This window comes from Streptococcus sp. Marseille-P7375, assembly GCF_902460365.1.
In the GTDB taxonomy this organism is placed as follows: domain Bacteria; phylum Bacillota; class Bacilli; order Lactobacillales; family Streptococcaceae; genus Streptococcus; species Streptococcus cristatus_I.
Genome location: NZ_CABPTR010000003.1, coordinates 194,243 through 210,329, shown reverse-complemented (window position 1 = coordinate 210,329; position 16,087 = coordinate 194,243). Strand labels below are relative to the sequence as shown.

20 protein-coding genes and 1 other annotated feature are annotated in these 16,087 nt (G+C 45.8%); all 20 genes read right to left on the bottom strand.

The window, feature by feature from the left end; translation table 11 throughout:
• Positions 1 to 9: 9 nt before the first annotated feature.
• Positions 10 to 573 (bottom strand): aminodeoxychorismate/anthranilate synthase component II, encoded by a 564-nt coding sequence (locus FZ954_RS08510; protein ID WP_148878046.1) that lies wholly within the window; start codon positions 571 to 573, stop codon positions 10 to 12.
• Positions 570 to 1,928, bottom strand: coding sequence for an anthranilate synthase component I (gene trpE / locus FZ954_RS08505; RefSeq protein WP_148878045.1), 1,359 nt, complete (start codon positions 1,926 to 1,928; stop codon positions 570 to 572). Before trpE ends, FZ954_RS08510 begins: the two co-directional genes overlap by 4 nt.
• 403 nt (positions 1,929 to 2,331) lie before the next feature.
• A complete protein-coding gene (trpB, locus tag FZ954_RS08500; protein ID WP_148878044.1) occupies positions 2,332 to 3,513 on the bottom strand; it encodes a tryptophan synthase subunit beta in 1,182 nt (393 codons plus the stop codon).
• Between the two features lie 61 nt (positions 3,514 to 3,574).
• Positions 3,575 to 3,813: a binding site (T-box leader), on the bottom strand.
• Positions 3,814 to 3,901: 88 nt separating this feature from the next.
• The gene (locus FZ954_RS08495) at positions 3,902 to 4,441 is read right to left on the bottom strand and encodes a VanZ family protein (RefSeq protein ID WP_148878043.1); all 540 of its coding nucleotides are present in this window, start codon (positions 4,439 to 4,441) and stop codon (positions 3,902 to 3,904) included.
• On the bottom strand, positions 4,428 to 5,516 hold the full coding sequence (gene rlmN, locus FZ954_RS08490) for a 23S rRNA (adenine(2503)-C(2))-methyltransferase RlmN (protein ID WP_045499038.1): 1,089 nt from the start codon (positions 5,514 to 5,516) through the stop codon (positions 4,428 to 4,430). The genes FZ954_RS08495 and rlmN overlap by 14 nt, the downstream gene beginning before the upstream one ends.
• Positions 5,517 to 5,525: 9 nt before the next feature.
• A complete protein-coding gene (locus tag FZ954_RS08485; protein ID WP_148878042.1) occupies positions 5,526 to 6,089 on the bottom strand; it encodes a YutD-like domain-containing protein in 564 nt (187 codons plus the stop codon).
• 162 nt (positions 6,090 to 6,251) lie between these two features.
• Entirely contained in the window at positions 6,252 to 7,319 is a 1,068-nt protein-coding gene (locus FZ954_RS08480) for a SepM family pheromone-processing serine protease (RefSeq protein WP_037586341.1), read from the bottom strand.
• A gap of 22 nt (positions 7,320 to 7,341) precedes the next feature.
• The gene (gene coaD / locus FZ954_RS08475; RefSeq protein WP_148878041.1) at positions 7,342 to 7,827 is read right to left on the bottom strand and encodes a pantetheine-phosphate adenylyltransferase; all 486 of its coding nucleotides are present in this window, start codon (positions 7,825 to 7,827) and stop codon (positions 7,342 to 7,344) included.
• Positions 7,817 to 8,356: a 16S rRNA (guanine(966)-N(2))-methyltransferase RsmD gene (gene rsmD, locus FZ954_RS08470; RefSeq protein WP_148878040.1), complete on the bottom strand. Its 540-nt coding sequence runs from the start codon at positions 8,354 to 8,356 to the stop codon at positions 7,817 to 7,819. Before rsmD ends, coaD begins: the two co-directional genes overlap by 11 nt.
• A gap of 86 nt (positions 8,357 to 8,442) precedes the next feature.
• Positions 8,443 to 8,703, bottom strand: coding sequence for a membrane protein insertion efficiency factor YidD (yidD, locus tag FZ954_RS08465; protein WP_187423353.1), 261 nt, complete (start codon positions 8,701 to 8,703; stop codon positions 8,443 to 8,445).
• Positions 8,700 to 9,431 carry a pseudouridine synthase gene (locus tag FZ954_RS08460; RefSeq protein ID WP_005592340.1) on the bottom strand — a complete coding sequence of 244 codons (732 nt, stop codon included), beginning with the start codon at positions 9,429 to 9,431 and terminating at the stop codon, positions 8,700 to 8,702. Before FZ954_RS08460 ends, yidD begins: the two co-directional genes overlap by 4 nt.
• A gap of 134 nt (positions 9,432 to 9,565) precedes the next feature.
• Positions 9,566 to 10,111, bottom strand: coding sequence for an SMC-Scp complex subunit ScpB (scpB, locus tag FZ954_RS08455; RefSeq protein WP_005590827.1), 546 nt, complete (start codon positions 10,109 to 10,111; stop codon positions 9,566 to 9,568).
• Positions 10,104 to 10,814, bottom strand: a complete 711-nt coding sequence (locus FZ954_RS08450) for a segregation/condensation protein A (RefSeq protein WP_125389565.1) — start codon at positions 10,812 to 10,814, stop codon at positions 10,104 to 10,106. The genes scpB and FZ954_RS08450 overlap by 8 nt, the downstream gene beginning before the upstream one ends.
• Before the next feature lie 2 nt (positions 10,815 to 10,816).
• Positions 10,817 to 11,548: a site-specific tyrosine recombinase XerD gene (gene xerD / locus FZ954_RS08445; RefSeq protein ID WP_148878039.1), complete on the bottom strand. Its 732-nt coding sequence runs from the start codon at positions 11,546 to 11,548 to the stop codon at positions 10,817 to 10,819.
• Positions 11,545 to 12,006 (bottom strand): cyclic-di-AMP-binding protein CbpB, encoded by a 462-nt coding sequence (gene cbpB / locus FZ954_RS08440; protein WP_005590833.1) that lies wholly within the window; start codon positions 12,004 to 12,006, stop codon positions 11,545 to 11,547. Before cbpB ends, xerD begins: the two co-directional genes overlap by 4 nt.
• Entirely contained in the window at positions 12,003 to 12,524 is a 522-nt protein-coding gene (locus FZ954_RS08435) for a metallophosphoesterase (protein WP_148878038.1), read from the bottom strand. The genes cbpB and FZ954_RS08435 overlap by 4 nt, the downstream gene beginning before the upstream one ends.
• Entirely contained in the window at positions 12,500 to 13,477 is a 978-nt protein-coding gene (locus FZ954_RS08430) for a nucleoside-triphosphate diphosphatase (RefSeq protein ID WP_148878037.1), read from the bottom strand. Before FZ954_RS08430 ends, FZ954_RS08435 begins: the two co-directional genes overlap by 25 nt.
• Positions 13,474 to 14,268 carry a glutamate racemase gene (gene racE, locus FZ954_RS08425; RefSeq protein WP_125371384.1) on the bottom strand — a complete coding sequence of 265 codons (795 nt, stop codon included), beginning with the start codon at positions 14,266 to 14,268 and terminating at the stop codon, positions 13,474 to 13,476. The genes FZ954_RS08430 and racE overlap by 4 nt, the downstream gene beginning before the upstream one ends.
• Positions 14,269 to 14,367: 99 nt before the next feature.
• Entirely contained in the window at positions 14,368 to 14,616 is a 249-nt protein-coding gene (locus tag FZ954_RS08420; RefSeq protein ID WP_015605536.1) for a YneF family protein, read from the bottom strand.
• A gap of 57 nt (positions 14,617 to 14,673) precedes the next feature.
• Positions 14,674 to 15,924 (bottom strand): diaminopimelate decarboxylase, encoded by a 1,251-nt coding sequence (locus FZ954_RS08415; protein WP_148878036.1) that lies wholly within the window; start codon positions 15,922 to 15,924, stop codon positions 14,674 to 14,676.
• Positions 15,925 to 16,087 lie beyond the last annotated feature (163 nt).

Here is a 16,087-nt window from a genome sequence, read left to right as displayed (position 1 = left end):
AATTTTCCCCTATTTGACTAAGTCGATGAAATTTTTGATGGACGACAAGCCATCCGGCGTCCCAATACTTTCTGGATGATACTGAAAACCATAAATGGGCAGGTGCTTATGCTGGATAGCCATGATCGAGTTATCATCAGCCGCCCGAGCTGTCACTTCAAAGTCCTCTGGCATCTCCTCAATCAAAATCGAATGATAACGCATAACTGGCTGCTCATCCTCTATCCCTTGATAAATAGGAGATTTTCTTTCAAAACGCAGAATACTCTGCTTGCCGTGCATGACTTTGGGAGCCAAGCCTAGCTTTCCGCCAAATACTTCTGCAATGGCTTGGTGCCCCAAGCAAATCCCCAAAATCGGCTTTTTACCAGCAAAATCGCGGATAAGCTCTTCCATCCGTCCTGCATCTGCTGGCCAGCCTGGACCCGGAGACAGCACCAAGGCATCAGCCTCTTCTGCCGCTTGATAAAGGCCTGCATCATCATTTCGCAAGACCTTAACTTCTGCAAAATTGCCGATATACTGGGCTAGATTATAAGTAAAAGAATCATAATTATCAATCAATAAAATCATTGTATATTTCCTATCTTGGTCATTGATTTGGCCTTGTTGATGGTTTCTTGGTATTCATTAGTAGGGATCGAGTCATAAACAATACCCGCTCCAGCTTGAACGTAAGCTCTGCCATTTTTCAAAACCATAGTGCGTATAGCAATGGCAAAATCCATATCCCCTGTCGCAGACAGATAGCCAATGGCACCCGCATAAACACCACGTTTTTCCTGCTCTAGCTCATAAATGCGTTTCATAGCTCGAATCTTAGGTGCACCCGAGACGGTGCCGGCCGGCAGGGTGGACTTGAGCGCATCCATAGCCGTCAGTTGAGGCAAAAGCTGACCACGAACCACGCTGGTCAGATGCATGACATAGCGGAAATACTCCACTTCCATGTACTTAGTGACTTCCACGCTGTTATTCTGGGCAATTTTACCGATATCATTACGCCCCAAATCAACTAACATGCGGTGTTCCGCCACTTCCTTCTCGTCAGCCAGCAACTCCTCTGCCAAGGCTTTATCTTCTCGTTCATCCTTCCCACGCGGCCTGGTACCAGCAATAGGATTGGTCGTAACCTGCCCCTGCTTGACAGACACCAGACTTTCTGGGCTGGCTCCGATAATCTGATAATCCCCGAAGTCATAAAAGTAGAGATAGTTGGAAGGGTTGGTCACACGTAGATTGCGATAGTAATCCAGCGGTCTACCAGAATACTCCGCTGAAAAGCGCTGACTAAGTACACATTGGAACATGTCTCCCTGCCGAATCAAGCTGCGCGCTTCTTCCACCATTTTTTCAAAAGCGGTCTGCTCGATATGGCTCTGGAAGTTCAAACTGGACAGTTCCAGCGGTGAAAATTCATCTACCGCAGGCTGCGCCAGCTCAGCCATGATACGCTGCAGACTTGCAGCCAAATCAGCTTCGCTTCTATCACTGTAGAGTGCCTCCTCAACGATATAAACCTTGTCTTTTTTATGGTCAAAAACCATGTAACTCTCATAGACGAAAAAGTGCATATCCGGCGTTCCAATCACATCAGCTGGAATCTGACCAATCTCCTCATAGAGGGAAATCATATCGTAACCGACAAAACCGATGGCTCCACCGCCAAAAGGCAGGTCTGAATGATGGCCTTTTTTTACGGCTAACTCATGCATATAGTCCAATGGATCTGCCTCAATTACTTGCCCGTTCTTTGTTAGCTGGCCATTTTCATAGCGAACTTCAAAGACTGGATTATAAGCTAGGATAGAAAAGCGAGCCGTCTCGCTATCTCTCGGAATACTCTCCAAAATCACCTTGTGGTCGCCCTGAATCCGCATATAAGCCAGAATCGGCGATAAAATATCAGCTGGTAAAATCTTTTGCATAATGTTTCTTTCTATTTAATCAGAAGCGTATAGGTAGGAGCAATTTGCTAGCTATGACTGCTTTTCACAAGAACAGATAGCACCTGTCCACTGTCATAACTCGCTCCAAAACTACAGAAAAGCGCCCCCACAGTTCATCCTGTGAGGGCGTATCATCGCGGTGCCACCTCAGTTATGGAGTTTTTAGGCCCCACATCTCATTTACCTATTTACAGTCATTTAGATCCCTTTTAGTAGAAGACAGCATACTGGCTCATGGCAAAGCATACTAACAAAATAATAAAAGTTCAACTAGAGGACAAAATGTTGACTCCAACAGCCCATTTCATAACTTCTCCTGCCTGTTTACAGCAACCACAGACTCTCTGAAAGGAGGAATGTTACTACTCTTCTGCTGGGTATTTTATTTTCGTTTTTCTAGATAGTCGGCAATGGCTGCCACATCCTTGTCTCCACGACCAGATACATTGATAATGATGATTTGGTCGGACGACAATTGCGGAGCTCGCTTGATGGCTTCAGCAATGGCGTGAGAGCTTTCGATCGCCGGCAAAATTCCTTCCTTTTGTGTCAAGAGAAGCAAGGCATCCACAGCTTCATCATCTGTCGCTGCCACGTATTCTACTCGGCCAGAATCTTTAAAGAAAGCATGTTCGGGACCAACTCCAGGATAGTCCAGGCCTGCCGAAATGGAGTAAACCGGTGCCACCTGACCATCTTCAGCAAAGACAGCGTAGGTCTTCATACCGTCCACTACTCCGACACTTCCCTTGGTCATGGTCGCCGCATGCTGATCTGTATCAAGTCCCCGCCCAGCTGCTTCAACTCCAACCAGCTTGACTTCTTCATCCGCCACATACTGGGAGAAGGCACCAATAGCATTGGAGCCACCACCTACACAGGCAATAACATAGTCCGGCAAGCGGCCTTCCTTGTCCAAAATCTGACGGCGAGATTCTTCACTAATCACCTTTTGGAACTCATGGACAATCGTCGGATAGGGGTGAGGACCGACAGCTGAGCCCAAGACATAGAAGGCTTCCAAATCGTTCATCCAAGCTCCAAAGGCTGCATCCACTGCATCCTTTAGGGTTTTGGTTCCTGTTTCCACAGCGTGAACAGTCGCTCCCATCATTTCCATGCGGAAGACATTGAGGCGTTGACGTTCTACATCTTCTGCTCCCATGTAGACATCGCACTTCATACCAAACTTAGCTGCGGCTGCCGCAGTTGCCACACCATGCTGGCCAGCTCCAGTTTCAGCGATGACTCGGGTCTTGCCCATCCGCTTAGCTAGAAGAATCTGCCCCAAAACATTATTAAGCTTATGGGAGCCCAGATGATTGAGGTCTTCCCGCTTCAGATAAATCTTAGCTCCGCCCAGATGCTGAGTCAGACTTTCTGCGTAATAGAGCGGAGTCTCCCGGCCTGAATAGTCCGCCAAATAATGTTGGTATTCATTTAAAAATTCAGGGTCATCCTTGTACTTCTCAAAAGTCGCTTCTAATTCATCCAGCAAGGCTTGGATAGGCTCCGGTACAAAGGAGCCGCCGAATTGTCCAAAATATCCTTTAGTTTCTGTCATCTTGATTTCCTCTTTTCTTTGTTTTCAAGCAAAACAAAAGCCCACACACAGAAAAAATCTGTGTGAGGGCGTAAAATCGCGGTGCCACCTCAATTATGGAGAAAAGTATAGACTGCCTCCATATCTCTGTCTTGTCTAACAACAAGTTGCACTGTAAGGTGTGCTCACCGAATTTTTATTGTTTCAAATTCATTTTTTGCATCAGCCCACTTCATAACCTTCCACTACCTGTTTCCACCAACCACAGGCTCCCTGAAAGCAGAAAAAATTATTACTTTTCTGATGATTGTCTAAAATTATAAAACTTCTAAAGTCTTTTGTCAAGAGAAAAAACGGAAAAAGAATCATTTTTTATAAAAAAATCTATAAAACCCGAACATTTCCTTAGCTAATTCCTCTTGAAAGCGTCACCTTGGCGATTTTTCCAGATTTTCTGACCAAACTGAAAAGCCCGCCAAGCCAGATAACCACCCAAAGTATTGGTCCAGAGATCATCAATCTCAAAAACTCGATTGGCATTGATAAGAAGGTCCAGCAGAATCTGAGTCACTTCGATAGACAGACTCATCCCAAAGCTCAGCCAGACAACCTTCTTTGTCTTCCGCAATGTTGGAAAGAGGAAAAGCAATTGAAAAACCAATGGCGACAGCAGAAAGATATTGGCCAAATTTTGAACAAAAACCTTGACCAGCTGGATCCAAGAAGAAATTTCGCCAATATTCACAAAGGAATTAAAAGGGATTAACAAAACTACTATTCGGCCAAAATACTGAATTCCCGGCGTTTCCATTCCTGGCTCTGGAACCTGAGGAATAAAGCACAGAATGCAGAGCATCAAGAAATAGAACCAGCTTCCCCCTACCAGCAATTTCCGGCCTCGAGCTGTCAGCTCACCGTCTGAAGTCAGATAATTTTTAAGGCTGAACATTTTCTACCAATGCTTTCTCACGATCTCGCTTCATAGTATTGGAACGCAGCTGGCCGCAGGCTGCATCAATATCTGTGCCGTGCTCCTGACGCACCACACAGTTGACGCCATTTTTCTTGAGGGTATCGTAGAAGGCCATCACGCGCTCTTTGGGACTGCGGCTGTATTGGTCGTGCTCGCTAACGGGGTTGTAAGGAATGAGATTGACATAAGACAATTTCTTAATGTTCTTGAGCAACTCAGCCAGTTCCTTGGCCTGCTCTACCCCGTCATTGACTTCATTGAGCATGATGTACTCAAAGGTCACCCGGCGGTTGGTGGTTTCGATATAATATTCAATGGCTGCAAAGAGCTTCTCAATCGGAAAGGCACGGTTGATTTTCATGATACTAGAACGCAGTTCATTGTTGGGTGCGTGCAGTGAAACAGCTAGATTGACCTGCACACCTTCATTGGCAAAGTCACGGATCTTATGAGCCAGACCTGAAGTTGAAACCGTGATATGGCGGGCGCCGATGGCCAGACCTTTATCATCATTGACCGTCCGGACAAACTTCAAGACATTCTTATAGTTATCAAAAGGCTCACCGATTCCCATAACGACGATGTGGCTGACCCGCTCGTCCTGACCACGCTCGTCAAAATACTTCTGCACCAACATAATCTGCGCAACAATCTCACCATTATTAAGGTCACGTTGCTTTTTAATTAAGCCAGAAGCACAGAAAGTACAGCCGATATTGCAGCCGACCTGGGTGGTCACACAGACAGAAAGTCCGTAGTGCTGGCGCATGAGCACCGTCTCAATCAGCATGCCATCTGGCAACTCAAAAAGATACTTAACTGTTCCATCAGCGGACTCTTGTACAATACGCTGTTTAAGCGGATTGACAACAAACTGATCATTTAGTTTGGCAATCAAATCTTTAGATAGATTAGTCATCTCTTCAAAAGACTGAACCCGTTTGCGATAGAGCCACTCCCAAATCTGGCTAGCACGGAATTTCTTTTCTCCCTGAGCTTCCGCCCATTCAATCATTTCTTCTCGCGTTAAGCTATAAATCGATGGTTTCATGTTTCTCCTTTATTTCTGACGAATGACAAAATGACGCTGCGACTGGCTAGATGCCGCTTGCTTTGCCTGTTTGCCTTGTTTCTGTTGCTTGTTCTTGTTTGCCTTTGGACGATGTTTTTGCTGCTCGTCCTTCGTTTTTTTAGAGCCACGTTCCCTAGAAATTTCTGGATGTTTTTTGCCATCCGATTTTCTCTTATGGTGGGATTTTTTGTCAAAGGCTGCCCGTCTTGGCTGAGCATTTTCCAAAACAAAATAGGCACAGCCATAATTACAATACTCTAGCAGATAGTCTTGCAAACGGCTGATTTTCTCTGCATTTTCCTTGGCTTTCTCATCCCGATAAAAACCGCGCAACCGCAACTGTTCATTGCCCCAATCGCCGACAATATAGTCAAACTTGTTCAAAATTTCTGAAAAGCGTTGGTGAAAGGCCGTCAAATCAAAGGCCTCTTTATAATTCTCCACCAATTCAAACTCAAATTTTTCTGCAATTATCTTGCTGCCCATTTGCTTAAATTCTGGGCTAGGGAATTTATTGTAATTATATAACTCGGGTGAAATCTCTTTACGCATACCTATCCTTTGTCACTCATCTATCTTACTTCATATTATTTTATCACAAAACAAGGGGAATTTATATTTTTTCAGAAGAAAAAGATCTTTCTGTAAAAAGTCAGACGATTTAATAAAAAATACCCTTCGTTCGTCTCTAAAAGACAAAAATCTTAGCCGAAACTAAGATTTTTTGGTTTTTTCTAAATAATCAATCGCGTCCTGAAGAGTCTTAACCGGTACGATTTTCATATCTGTTTTGATTTCCTTGGCTGCTTCAAGCGCCGTTTCATAGTTGGTCTTGGCTTTGGGATTAGCCTTTTTTTCTTCCTCGCTGACAGGATTATCTGGAGCAAAGAAGATTGTCGCTCCAATTTTGGCGGCAGAGACAACTTTTTTGTCAATCCCACCAATATCACCGACCTTGCCTTCTCTGTCAATGCTGCCCGTTCCCGCAATCACGCGGCCGTCTCGCAGGTCTGGATTAGCCAGCTGAGTATAGATGGCTAGGCTAAACATGAGGCCAGCACTGGGACCACCGATACCTTCAGTCGAAAATTCAATCGGAACACTGCTGTTGACTTCCGTGCGGTCAATCAAACTAATGCCAATTCCGTTTTTGCCATTTTCCAGCTTGATGATTTTTCCCGTCGCAGTCTTGGTTTTTCCATCTTCCTCGTAGGTCACTTTGACACTATCGCCCAGAGCCTGAGAATTGACATATTTGACCAGGTCTTCCGAGCTTTCAAAAGTCTTGTCATTGACTCCCGTCACCGTATCCGCAATATTCAAAATCCCTTTAAAGGTCGAATTCGGAGCTACTTTTAAAACATAGACACCCAGATAATTCATCTTGATGTCTTTTCCTGCAGCCTTGAGACCTTGGTATTTGGCCATATTCTGCGACGTTTCCATATAAAATTGGTTGATGCGCATATACTCAGCATCACTCGAGCCACCCGTCATATCCTGAGCCGAATAAATATCCGTAAAAGGGGTCAGCCAAGCGTAGACCAGATGGGCAAAGGTTGCATGCTGGATCCCAACAGTTACAAAGTTGTAGGAACCTGCTGCCTGATCTTCTTTTCCATCCACAGTCAGAACCTTTCGAATGTCTTCTGCACCTCCAGGCACCTCAATATAGTAAGGCAATGGAACAATGAAAGAGAAAAGGAAGAGCACAAGCACAATAATCGAGGCCACTCCAGCACAACCAACTACTGTTAAACCACGTTTATTTTCCTTTGTCATCTTTTTCGGATTTATCATGTCATTATTCATCTTTTTTCTCTAACTCCTCAATCACACTTGCTGGCACATAGGCAGAGAGATCCTGCTGAAAAGCGATCAATTCCCGCATCGCTGAAGAACTGATATATCGGTAAGCCGGCTGACTCAGCAGAAATATGGTCTCCAAATCAGGTGCCAATTCCTTATTAAAAAAATGCAGGCCAGCTTCATAGTCCAAGTCCTGACCGTTGCGTAGGCCTCGGACAAGAGCAGTCACACCCAGCCTTTTTGCTACATCGACCGCCAATTCATCATGCGAAGTGATGACTTCCACATTTTCCAAATGCGCCAAAGCCGCTAGAACCATCCTTTTTTTCGCATGGATGCTAAAAAATCCTGCTTTGTGAGGATTGTAGAAGATTCCCACATACAAGCGATCAAACAACCGACTGGCACGCTCAATCAAGTCCACATGTCCATTAGTAATGGGATCAAATGACCCAGTAAAGAGCCCGATTTTATCTGACATAGACCGTCACCTTTGAAATTCCATATATTTTTTGCTTCCAGATACCCAAGTCTGCGATTTCTTCTGGCAGATCAACCGACTTATCCGTCTCGCAAACAACCATAATATCCTCGCTCAAGAGCTTGCGTTCCGCCATTTTCTCAATATCTGAGATAATCTGCTCCTTGGCATAGGGCGGATCCAGCAGAACCAGATCAAACTGACCAGTCAACTGCTCTAGCGCTCGATTCGACTCCATCTTGAGCAGCTCAAAGCGCGCTGCTTCCTTAGTCATAGCAATATTTTCTGCCACGATAGCTTGTGCCCGCCGATCTTTTTCAACCAAAACAGCCGACTCCATGCCACGAGACACCGCCTCAATCGCCAGACCACCGCTACCTGCATACAAATCCAGCACCCGACCACCATCAAAATAAGGCCCAATCATATTAAAAATCGCGCCCTTGACCTTATCTGTCGTAGGTCGCGTTATCTTGCCATCTAATGTCTTGAGGGGTCTGCCCCCGTACTTTCCTGAAACAACTCTCATAAAAAACATTATAGCAAAAATATTAAAAAGCTGATAGTAATTACTAAAGATGGAGTTTATTCTCTAGCAAAAAAACGGAAACAAGGCTATTTCCGTTCTATGTCTATTTTAGAGTCATTTCGCCGAAGACTAAAATGATCCGGCACTGGATCGTCCCCTTCCTCGGACCAAGGATGGCAGCGACCAATTCTGGCCAAGCCCATCAGCAGCCCCTTGGCTCCGTGTTTTTCAATGGCTTCAATCATGTAATTGGAACAGGTCGGCCGAAAACGGCAGGAAGGCGGAAAAGCGGGTGAGATAAAGCGCTGGTAAAATCGAACCGTCGCTATCAATATTTTCTTAATCATTTTTTCTTAGTTTTGGTCACAGCCAAGTTATGCAACTGGCTGACTTCCTTTTTACTCAATCGACGTGCTTCACCTGGCTTGAGCCCCGTCAAGTCCAGATGTCCAAACTGAGTCCGTGAAAGCTTGTCCACTGGCAATCCCACCGCTTCAAACATCTTCTTGACCTGATGATTGCGCCCTTCGTGGATGGTCAACTGAACCACTGAGCGATTCTTCACTGGATCGACCTTGAGAATCTCATAGACAGCTGGCTTGGTTTTCTTGCCCTCTATGACCAGACCGCGAGTCAGCGGACGCAGAACTTCCTTATTAGCCACACCCTTGACACGCGCTACATAGACCTTGTCAATTTCATTTCGTGGGTGAATCATTTCATCCGTGAAATCACCGTCATTGGTTAAAATCAAGGCACCAGAAGTATCCCAGTCTAGTCGGCCAACGGGATAAATCCGCTCCTTGACCTGCGGCAGCAAATCAACGACTGTCTTACGCCCCTTGTCATCGGTCACACTGGAAATCACCCCGCGCGGTTTATTGAGCAGGTAGTAGACCTTTTCTTCATTGTAGATAGGCTGGCCTTCTACTTCCACTCGGTCACCAGACTTAATGGTGGTCGCTAGCTCACGCACCACCTGACCATTCACAGTCACCAGCCCCTGCTTGATCAATTCCTCAGCCTTTCTCCGGCTGGCAATTCCCGCATGGGCAATGTATTTATTGATTCTCATCGATATTATCCTTTCACAAGATACAAAGACCATTTTCACAACTTTAACAGCTGGAAAAATGGCAGATAGGGAAAGCAATGCCTCCCTCAAAGCTTGGAAGCGTTCAAAAAACGGTCCCTTTTAGGGTGAACTTGTCACTCTCCGAAAAGCTGACTTTCCTCAGCAATGAGCTCCGCTTCGTCCACAATCGGCAATTCATCCAAATGATTGATGCCCATATAGTCCAAGAAATAATCCGTCGTCACATAAAGATTGGGACGGCCAATGACTTCCTTCTTGCCATCTTCTCGAATCAGCTCAAAGGCTAACAACTTCGAAATCGCCCCGCTGGAATTGACACCACGAATATCATCGATTTCCACCCTTGTAATGGGCTGCTTGTAAGCAATGATCGACAAGGTTTCCAGTGCCGCTCGGGATAAGCTCTGGTTAATCGGTGCCCGCGAATACTCTCGTAAAATCTCAGCAAATTCAGGCTTGGTGACCAACTTATAAGTCTTTGACGTTTCCAGCAGGGTCAAGCTGGAGTCAGGATTTGCCTGATAGTTCTCCGCCAATTTTTCCAAACTCTGGATAACACCAGTCGGCGGCAAGGAAAGGATTTCTGATAGCTGATGAACTTTCAGACCGTCTTCCCCCGCCACAAAAAGCAGGGCTTCAATCTCTGCTAATTTACTCATTCTTTCTTCCTACTAAATAAATATTTCCAAAGTTTTCCTCCTGAATGACCTGCACCTCCTGCACCTTGACTAACTCCAAGGTTGCTAAAAAGAGCGTAATCACTTCATTCATGTCTTTGGTTTCTGCAAAAATATCCTGCAGGGCAAGGCGTTTTTGAGCCTGGCAGCGTTGGCGCACCACTTCCATCATGTCCTCGATCTTGTACTCATCTCGCACAATGGTCGTATGACTCTTGGAAAACTCCTCCTGCTTCTTGGTCATCACCTTGGAAAAAGCTGAATAGAGATCAACAGCTGTCTTGTCGTGCAAAAGTTCAGCGTCTTCATAGACCAATTCCAGCTTGGGTTTGGAGTAGTAAAGAGCCCGGTCCTCATGCTGGAGGGACAGCTTTTGGCCCAGTAGCTTAAACTTCCGATATTCCTCAATCTGACTCAGCAAATCCTGCTCCAGATCGTCCTCCAGGTCCACCTGATCCACCACCTTGGGGAGGAGCTTACGACTCTTGATCAGCATGAGCTGGCTGGCCATGACCATGTATTCCCCTGTCACTTCCAGCCGCATGGCCTGCAAGGTGGCCACATAAGCCAGATATTGCTCGATGACCTCGGTAATGGGCACATCGTAAATATCCATCTGATACTTGGATACGAGGTGGAGCAACAAGTCCAGCGGCCCCTCAAAATCTTTTAACTTGATATCCATTCTTATCTGTATTTTTCTAATGTAATCACCGTCTTCAAGCCCAAATCACGAGCAATGTCATAGATGCCGACACCTTTTTCCCGCTGACGCAAAATAAACTGCTCCCGCAGGCTTTGGGCTGACAAACTGGCCTGCCCTTGCTCAATCAAGAAAGCTTCTAGCTGGCGAAAGCCCCATTGGCGTGAATAGGACTTGCCATTCTTTTCAAATAAATAAGTCCCTGTCAAATAATCGCCCAACTCGCTCGTCAGACTTTCGGGGATCTTAATAATCCGCTTCTGCCCAGCCTTCTCAATCCGTAAAACCTGAAAATCAAGATTGACATCTTCAACCTTGACCTGCAGGATTTCACTTGGCAAGAGACCCATTTCCAAAATCAAGAGGGCTATCAACCGGCCTTGTGGCACCGCAGAAGTTTCCCAAAAGGCTGACAAGTCCATCAGCTCGCTTTCCAGTTCCTTGGAAATAGCGACTTTTGGCAATGTCAAGCGGTGAAATTCCCCAATCATCTTGTTCTCGTAAAGATAGTAGAGAAATTGATTGACCGCTGAGAGCTTCCGCTTTTGGACAGCTGCCTTGAAATCCTTGATAGAGGCTTGATAAATCCGCAAATTGGTTTCTGTCACCTTGCTGTGGATTTCATTGACAAATTGCTCCAGGTCGTAAGAATAGGCTAATTTTGAATTTTCAGAGATATTTTTTTGTTCTAAAAAAGGAGTGATATGTTCTTTCATTTTTTGGAAATCTCATACTGACTCGTGAAGGTATGCATCAACGAGTTAACAGCTTTTAAAATCGACTTTCTAGTAATGATGCCATAAAAATGTTGTTCTTTATCCACAACAGGCAGGAAAGACTCATCCACCAGCTTGTGCAAAACGTCCGCAATCTTGTAATCTGGCTCGACAGTCAGACCATCCTTTCGTGTCATGTGGACAATGTCCATAGACATAAACTCTTCCTCTGCCAGCTCATGCTGCATCCGATAAGCCATGATATCCGTCAGAGAAATGGTGCCAACGAACTTTTTCTCCGCAGTTACCACTGGAATGCGTGAATAGGTCATCTGGCTAAGCAAGAGAATAGCATGATCCACATTGTGCGTATCAATCATGACCGCCAAATTCTCCCCAGGTGTCAAAAAAGTGTCTTCATGCTGCAGCAGATAATCTTCAAATTCCTTAGCAATCATCGGGCAAACTCCTTGGACAAGCTTGGATAGAGTTCATGATTTCGCGTATAGAAATCAATTCTAAAGCGGTCATCGTCAATCTCTACCTTAGCGTAGAGACGTTCATTGATTGAGCCACGAGGTTGGCTAATGGATCCCGGATTGAGAAAGAGAGTCTTCCCTTGCATCCAAGCATCTGGAACATGCAAATGGCCATAGAGACAAATATCTGCCCCCACTTCCTGAGCCCACAGATCCAACTTTTGGAAGCTAAAGTTGATATTGAAAAGGTGCCCGTGGGTCTGGGCAATAATGGTCCCATCCAAATCTGTCACCAGCCGCTCTGGATAACCAGGATAAAAGTCCATATTGCCCGCTACGACATGGATTCCTTCCCAGACTTCATCCTCAAAAGGTAACTCTGAGTCTCCATCATGGAAAATAGCATCGACTTTTCCTAGATAATGATGTTTCATTTCTTCGACAATGGCACGGTCCCCATGGGAATCGCTCATTACGATGATTGTTTGCTTTGCCATGCTGGAAATACCTCCACTAATTTTTGCACTGCTTGCGCACGATGGGACTGGGCATTTTTCTCTTCGATTGTCAGCTCAGCTGACGTTTTTCCTGTCTCTCCGACTAAGAACAAGGGATCATAGCCAAAGCCATTTTCACCTTTTGGCTCATGGGCAATGTAGCCCGGCCAATCCGCTTCGACCACCAAGGATTCCCTATCTGGACTTGCGACCACCAGAGTTGTGTGGAAATGGGCAGAGCGGTCTTTAATATCAAAGACCATGGCCAGTTCATGCAGGAGTTTGATATTGTTTTCGTCATCTGTCGCACCAACGCCAGCAAAGCGAGCTGACCAGACACCTGGTAAGCCGCCCAAGACATCCACTTGCAATCCTGAATCATCTGCCAAAACCATTTTGCCAGTCAACTGGCTAATCGTTTCAGCCTTGAGACGGGCATTCTCTTCGAAGGTCATACCCGTTTCAGCCACTTCTGGCAAATCAGGATAGTCATTCAGATTTTCCACCTCATAGCCCAACTTCCCAAAAAGCTTGCGAAACTCTGCTGTCTTACCCTCATTGCGAGTCGCAATCAAGAGGGTATCCTTGACATCTTTTGCTCCCAGAAAGGCTTGTAAATCCACACCAGTCTGCGGCAGGTGGACATAGAGCAATTTGCCCCCTTCAACCAAAAGAAGGGCTCCCTGTCGCTGCAACAATTCCAACTTTCGGTCCGTTTCCTGCTTTAAAATATCCAGCAAGAAGGTCAAAAAGCGAAAGGCTGAGCCATAGCGAATAACTGTAATATTTAAGGGTAGGCCTAGCTCTTCTTCCGCCAAAATACTCTCTAAGCGGTCTAAAATCTCGGAAGCTTCAGCTGGCACTCGCTCAAATTCACTATAAGAGGCACTCTGTCCCCATTCAGCTACATACCAGTCAGAGGCATCTTTGTATTCATAAATGTTCTTTGTCATAAGGTCACATGCTCCACATTGACTTTCAGATTCAGCCAGTTTTCTGCGATTTCCGCAAATCTCTTAGCATTGGCTGTAGTATAAAAACGATGGTTCAGTTCGTGCTTTTCGCGGCTACGATTGATTTCAAAATAATTGAGCAGGACAGAAATATCCCGTACACACTCAGCCCCGCTGTCAATCAGCTTGACGCTCGGCCCCATCATATTTTGAATAATCGGCCGAAGCAAAGGATAATGAGTACAGCCCAAGACAAGTGTGTCCACCTTGCCCGCCAGAGGATGAAGTGTCTCATAGACCACCTTTTTAGTCAAGCTAGATTGGAGCTCATTTGATTCCACCAGCGGGACAAACTTAGGACAAGCCAAGCTCTGCACCTCCATCTCAGGAGATAGAGCCTCAATCTTTTTCCGATAAATATCGGACTGAACCGTCATAGGAGTCCCGATGACCCCAATCTTGCCACCAGTCGTAGACTTGATAGCAGCGCTGGCTCCGGGCAAAATCACACCGAGGACAGGAATGTCCAACTTAGCCTTGACCTCCTCCCAGACAACAGCTGTGGCAGTATTGCAGGCAATGACAATCATCTTGACATCTTTGGTCAAGAGAAAATTGACCAACTGCCAAGTATAGTCTCGAATCTGCTCCGCCGGCCTAGGACCATATGGAGCCCGAGCCGAATCACCTATATAAACCACTTCCTCGTGGGGGAGTTGCCGCATCAATTCACGGACAACAGTCAGACCGCCTACCCCAGAGTCTAAAAATCCAATCGGTCGGTTATCCATACAGTCTTCTTTCTAAAACAAGGGATTGGAAGCCTAGCCCAAATCCCCATTTTTTATATAGAAATCTCCGTCTGCCACCAAAGGGCAGTTGAGAGAAGCTTATTTTTTGTTTTTATTTTTAGCAACTGCTGCTTTTTGTTGGTTGATGATTTGACGGTAAACTTGTTGAACGCGTGCTTCACTTGGTTTTTGACCATTGGCACTGAGCAACATCCGCACCGCTTCTACATTAAGACGTGGATTTTCCGCAAATTCCTTCTCAACCTGACGGCGAAGTAAGTACATACCAAGCAAAATCCCACCAAAGAAAGCCAGCATAATCAATAAAATTGCTAACAATGTATTCATAATAATCCGAACTCCTGTTTCATTTTTTACATTACTCTTAATTATACCAAATTATCTCTATTTTTCAAAATCAAAGCCATAGAGAGTCGCGAAATAATCTTCTGGTCTCTCTGCCCGGCGAATCATGCGAGCCTGACCATTTTCCTCTAGGAGAATCTCACTAGAGCGCAATTTGGCATTGTATTGGTAGCCCATGGAGAAGCCGTGGGCACCAGTATCGTGAATGACCAGCGTATCGCCAATCTGACTGACAGGAAGCTCCCGCTGGATGGCAAATTTATCGTTGTTTTCACAGAGGCTGCCGACCACATCGACAATCTCCGTCGGTCCTTCTGGTCGATCCATATTGGTAATATGGTGATAAGCTCCATACATAGCGGGACGCAGGAGATTGACCGCAGAAGCATCCACTCCCAGATAAGTCCGATAGGTCTGCTTTTTGTGCGTCACCTTGGTCACCAAGAGGCCGAAAGGCGCCAGCATAAAACGCCCCAACTCTGTGAAAATCTTGACCTGCCCCAGACCAGCTGGTGTCAGGATTTCCTCATAGGCCTGACGAACTCCTTGACCGATGACCGCAATATCATTTTCCTCGCCACCAGGCTGATAATTGACCCCGACACCGCCAGACAGATTGATAAAATCCAGCTCGACTCCTGTCTCAGCCACGACTTCTACAGCCAGCTCAAAAAGCTGCCGCGCCAGTGCTGGATAGTAGTCATTGCTGACAGTATTGGAGGCCAAGAGGGCATGAATGCCAAATGTCTCAGCTCCCAACTCCTTGAGTTCTTTGAAGGCCTGAATCAGCTGGTCCTTAGTCATACCAAACTTGGCTTCCTCTGGATGATCCATGATACTAGTCCCTAGCTCAAAGACACCACCGGGATTGTAGCGGCAAGAGATCACCTTGGGAATCCCAGCCACCTCCTTCAAGAAAGCCACGTCTTCGTAAGCATCTAGATTGATGGTCGCGCCCAGCTCCCGCGCCAGACGAAACTCCTCGGCTGGCGTATTATTGGACGAAAACATGATCTCGTCCCCAGCAAAGTCCAACTTTTGGCTCATGAGCAGCTCCACATAGCTGGCACAGTCCACCCCGCAGCCCTCTTCCTTGAGGATTTTTAAAATAGCAGGATTTGGTGTCGCCTTGACGGCAAAATATTCCTTAAAACCAGCATTCCAAGCAAAAGCCTCATGCAGGGCACGCGCTCTTTCCCGAATTCCCTTCTCATCATACAGATGAAAAGGTGTTGGAAACTGCTCGGTCAGCTCCGCCAAACGCTCACGACTGATAAATGGAGTTTTCATACACGCTCCTACTTTCTCTTTTACTGACAATATTATACCACAAGTGTAAGCTGGGGAGGGGAAAAAAGAAGCCACGAGGGCTTCTAGGATTTTCTTATTATAAGGCTATGAACTCCAGTTAAAGTTATTATACTAAAAAACACGGCTCATCACCGTGTTTCTT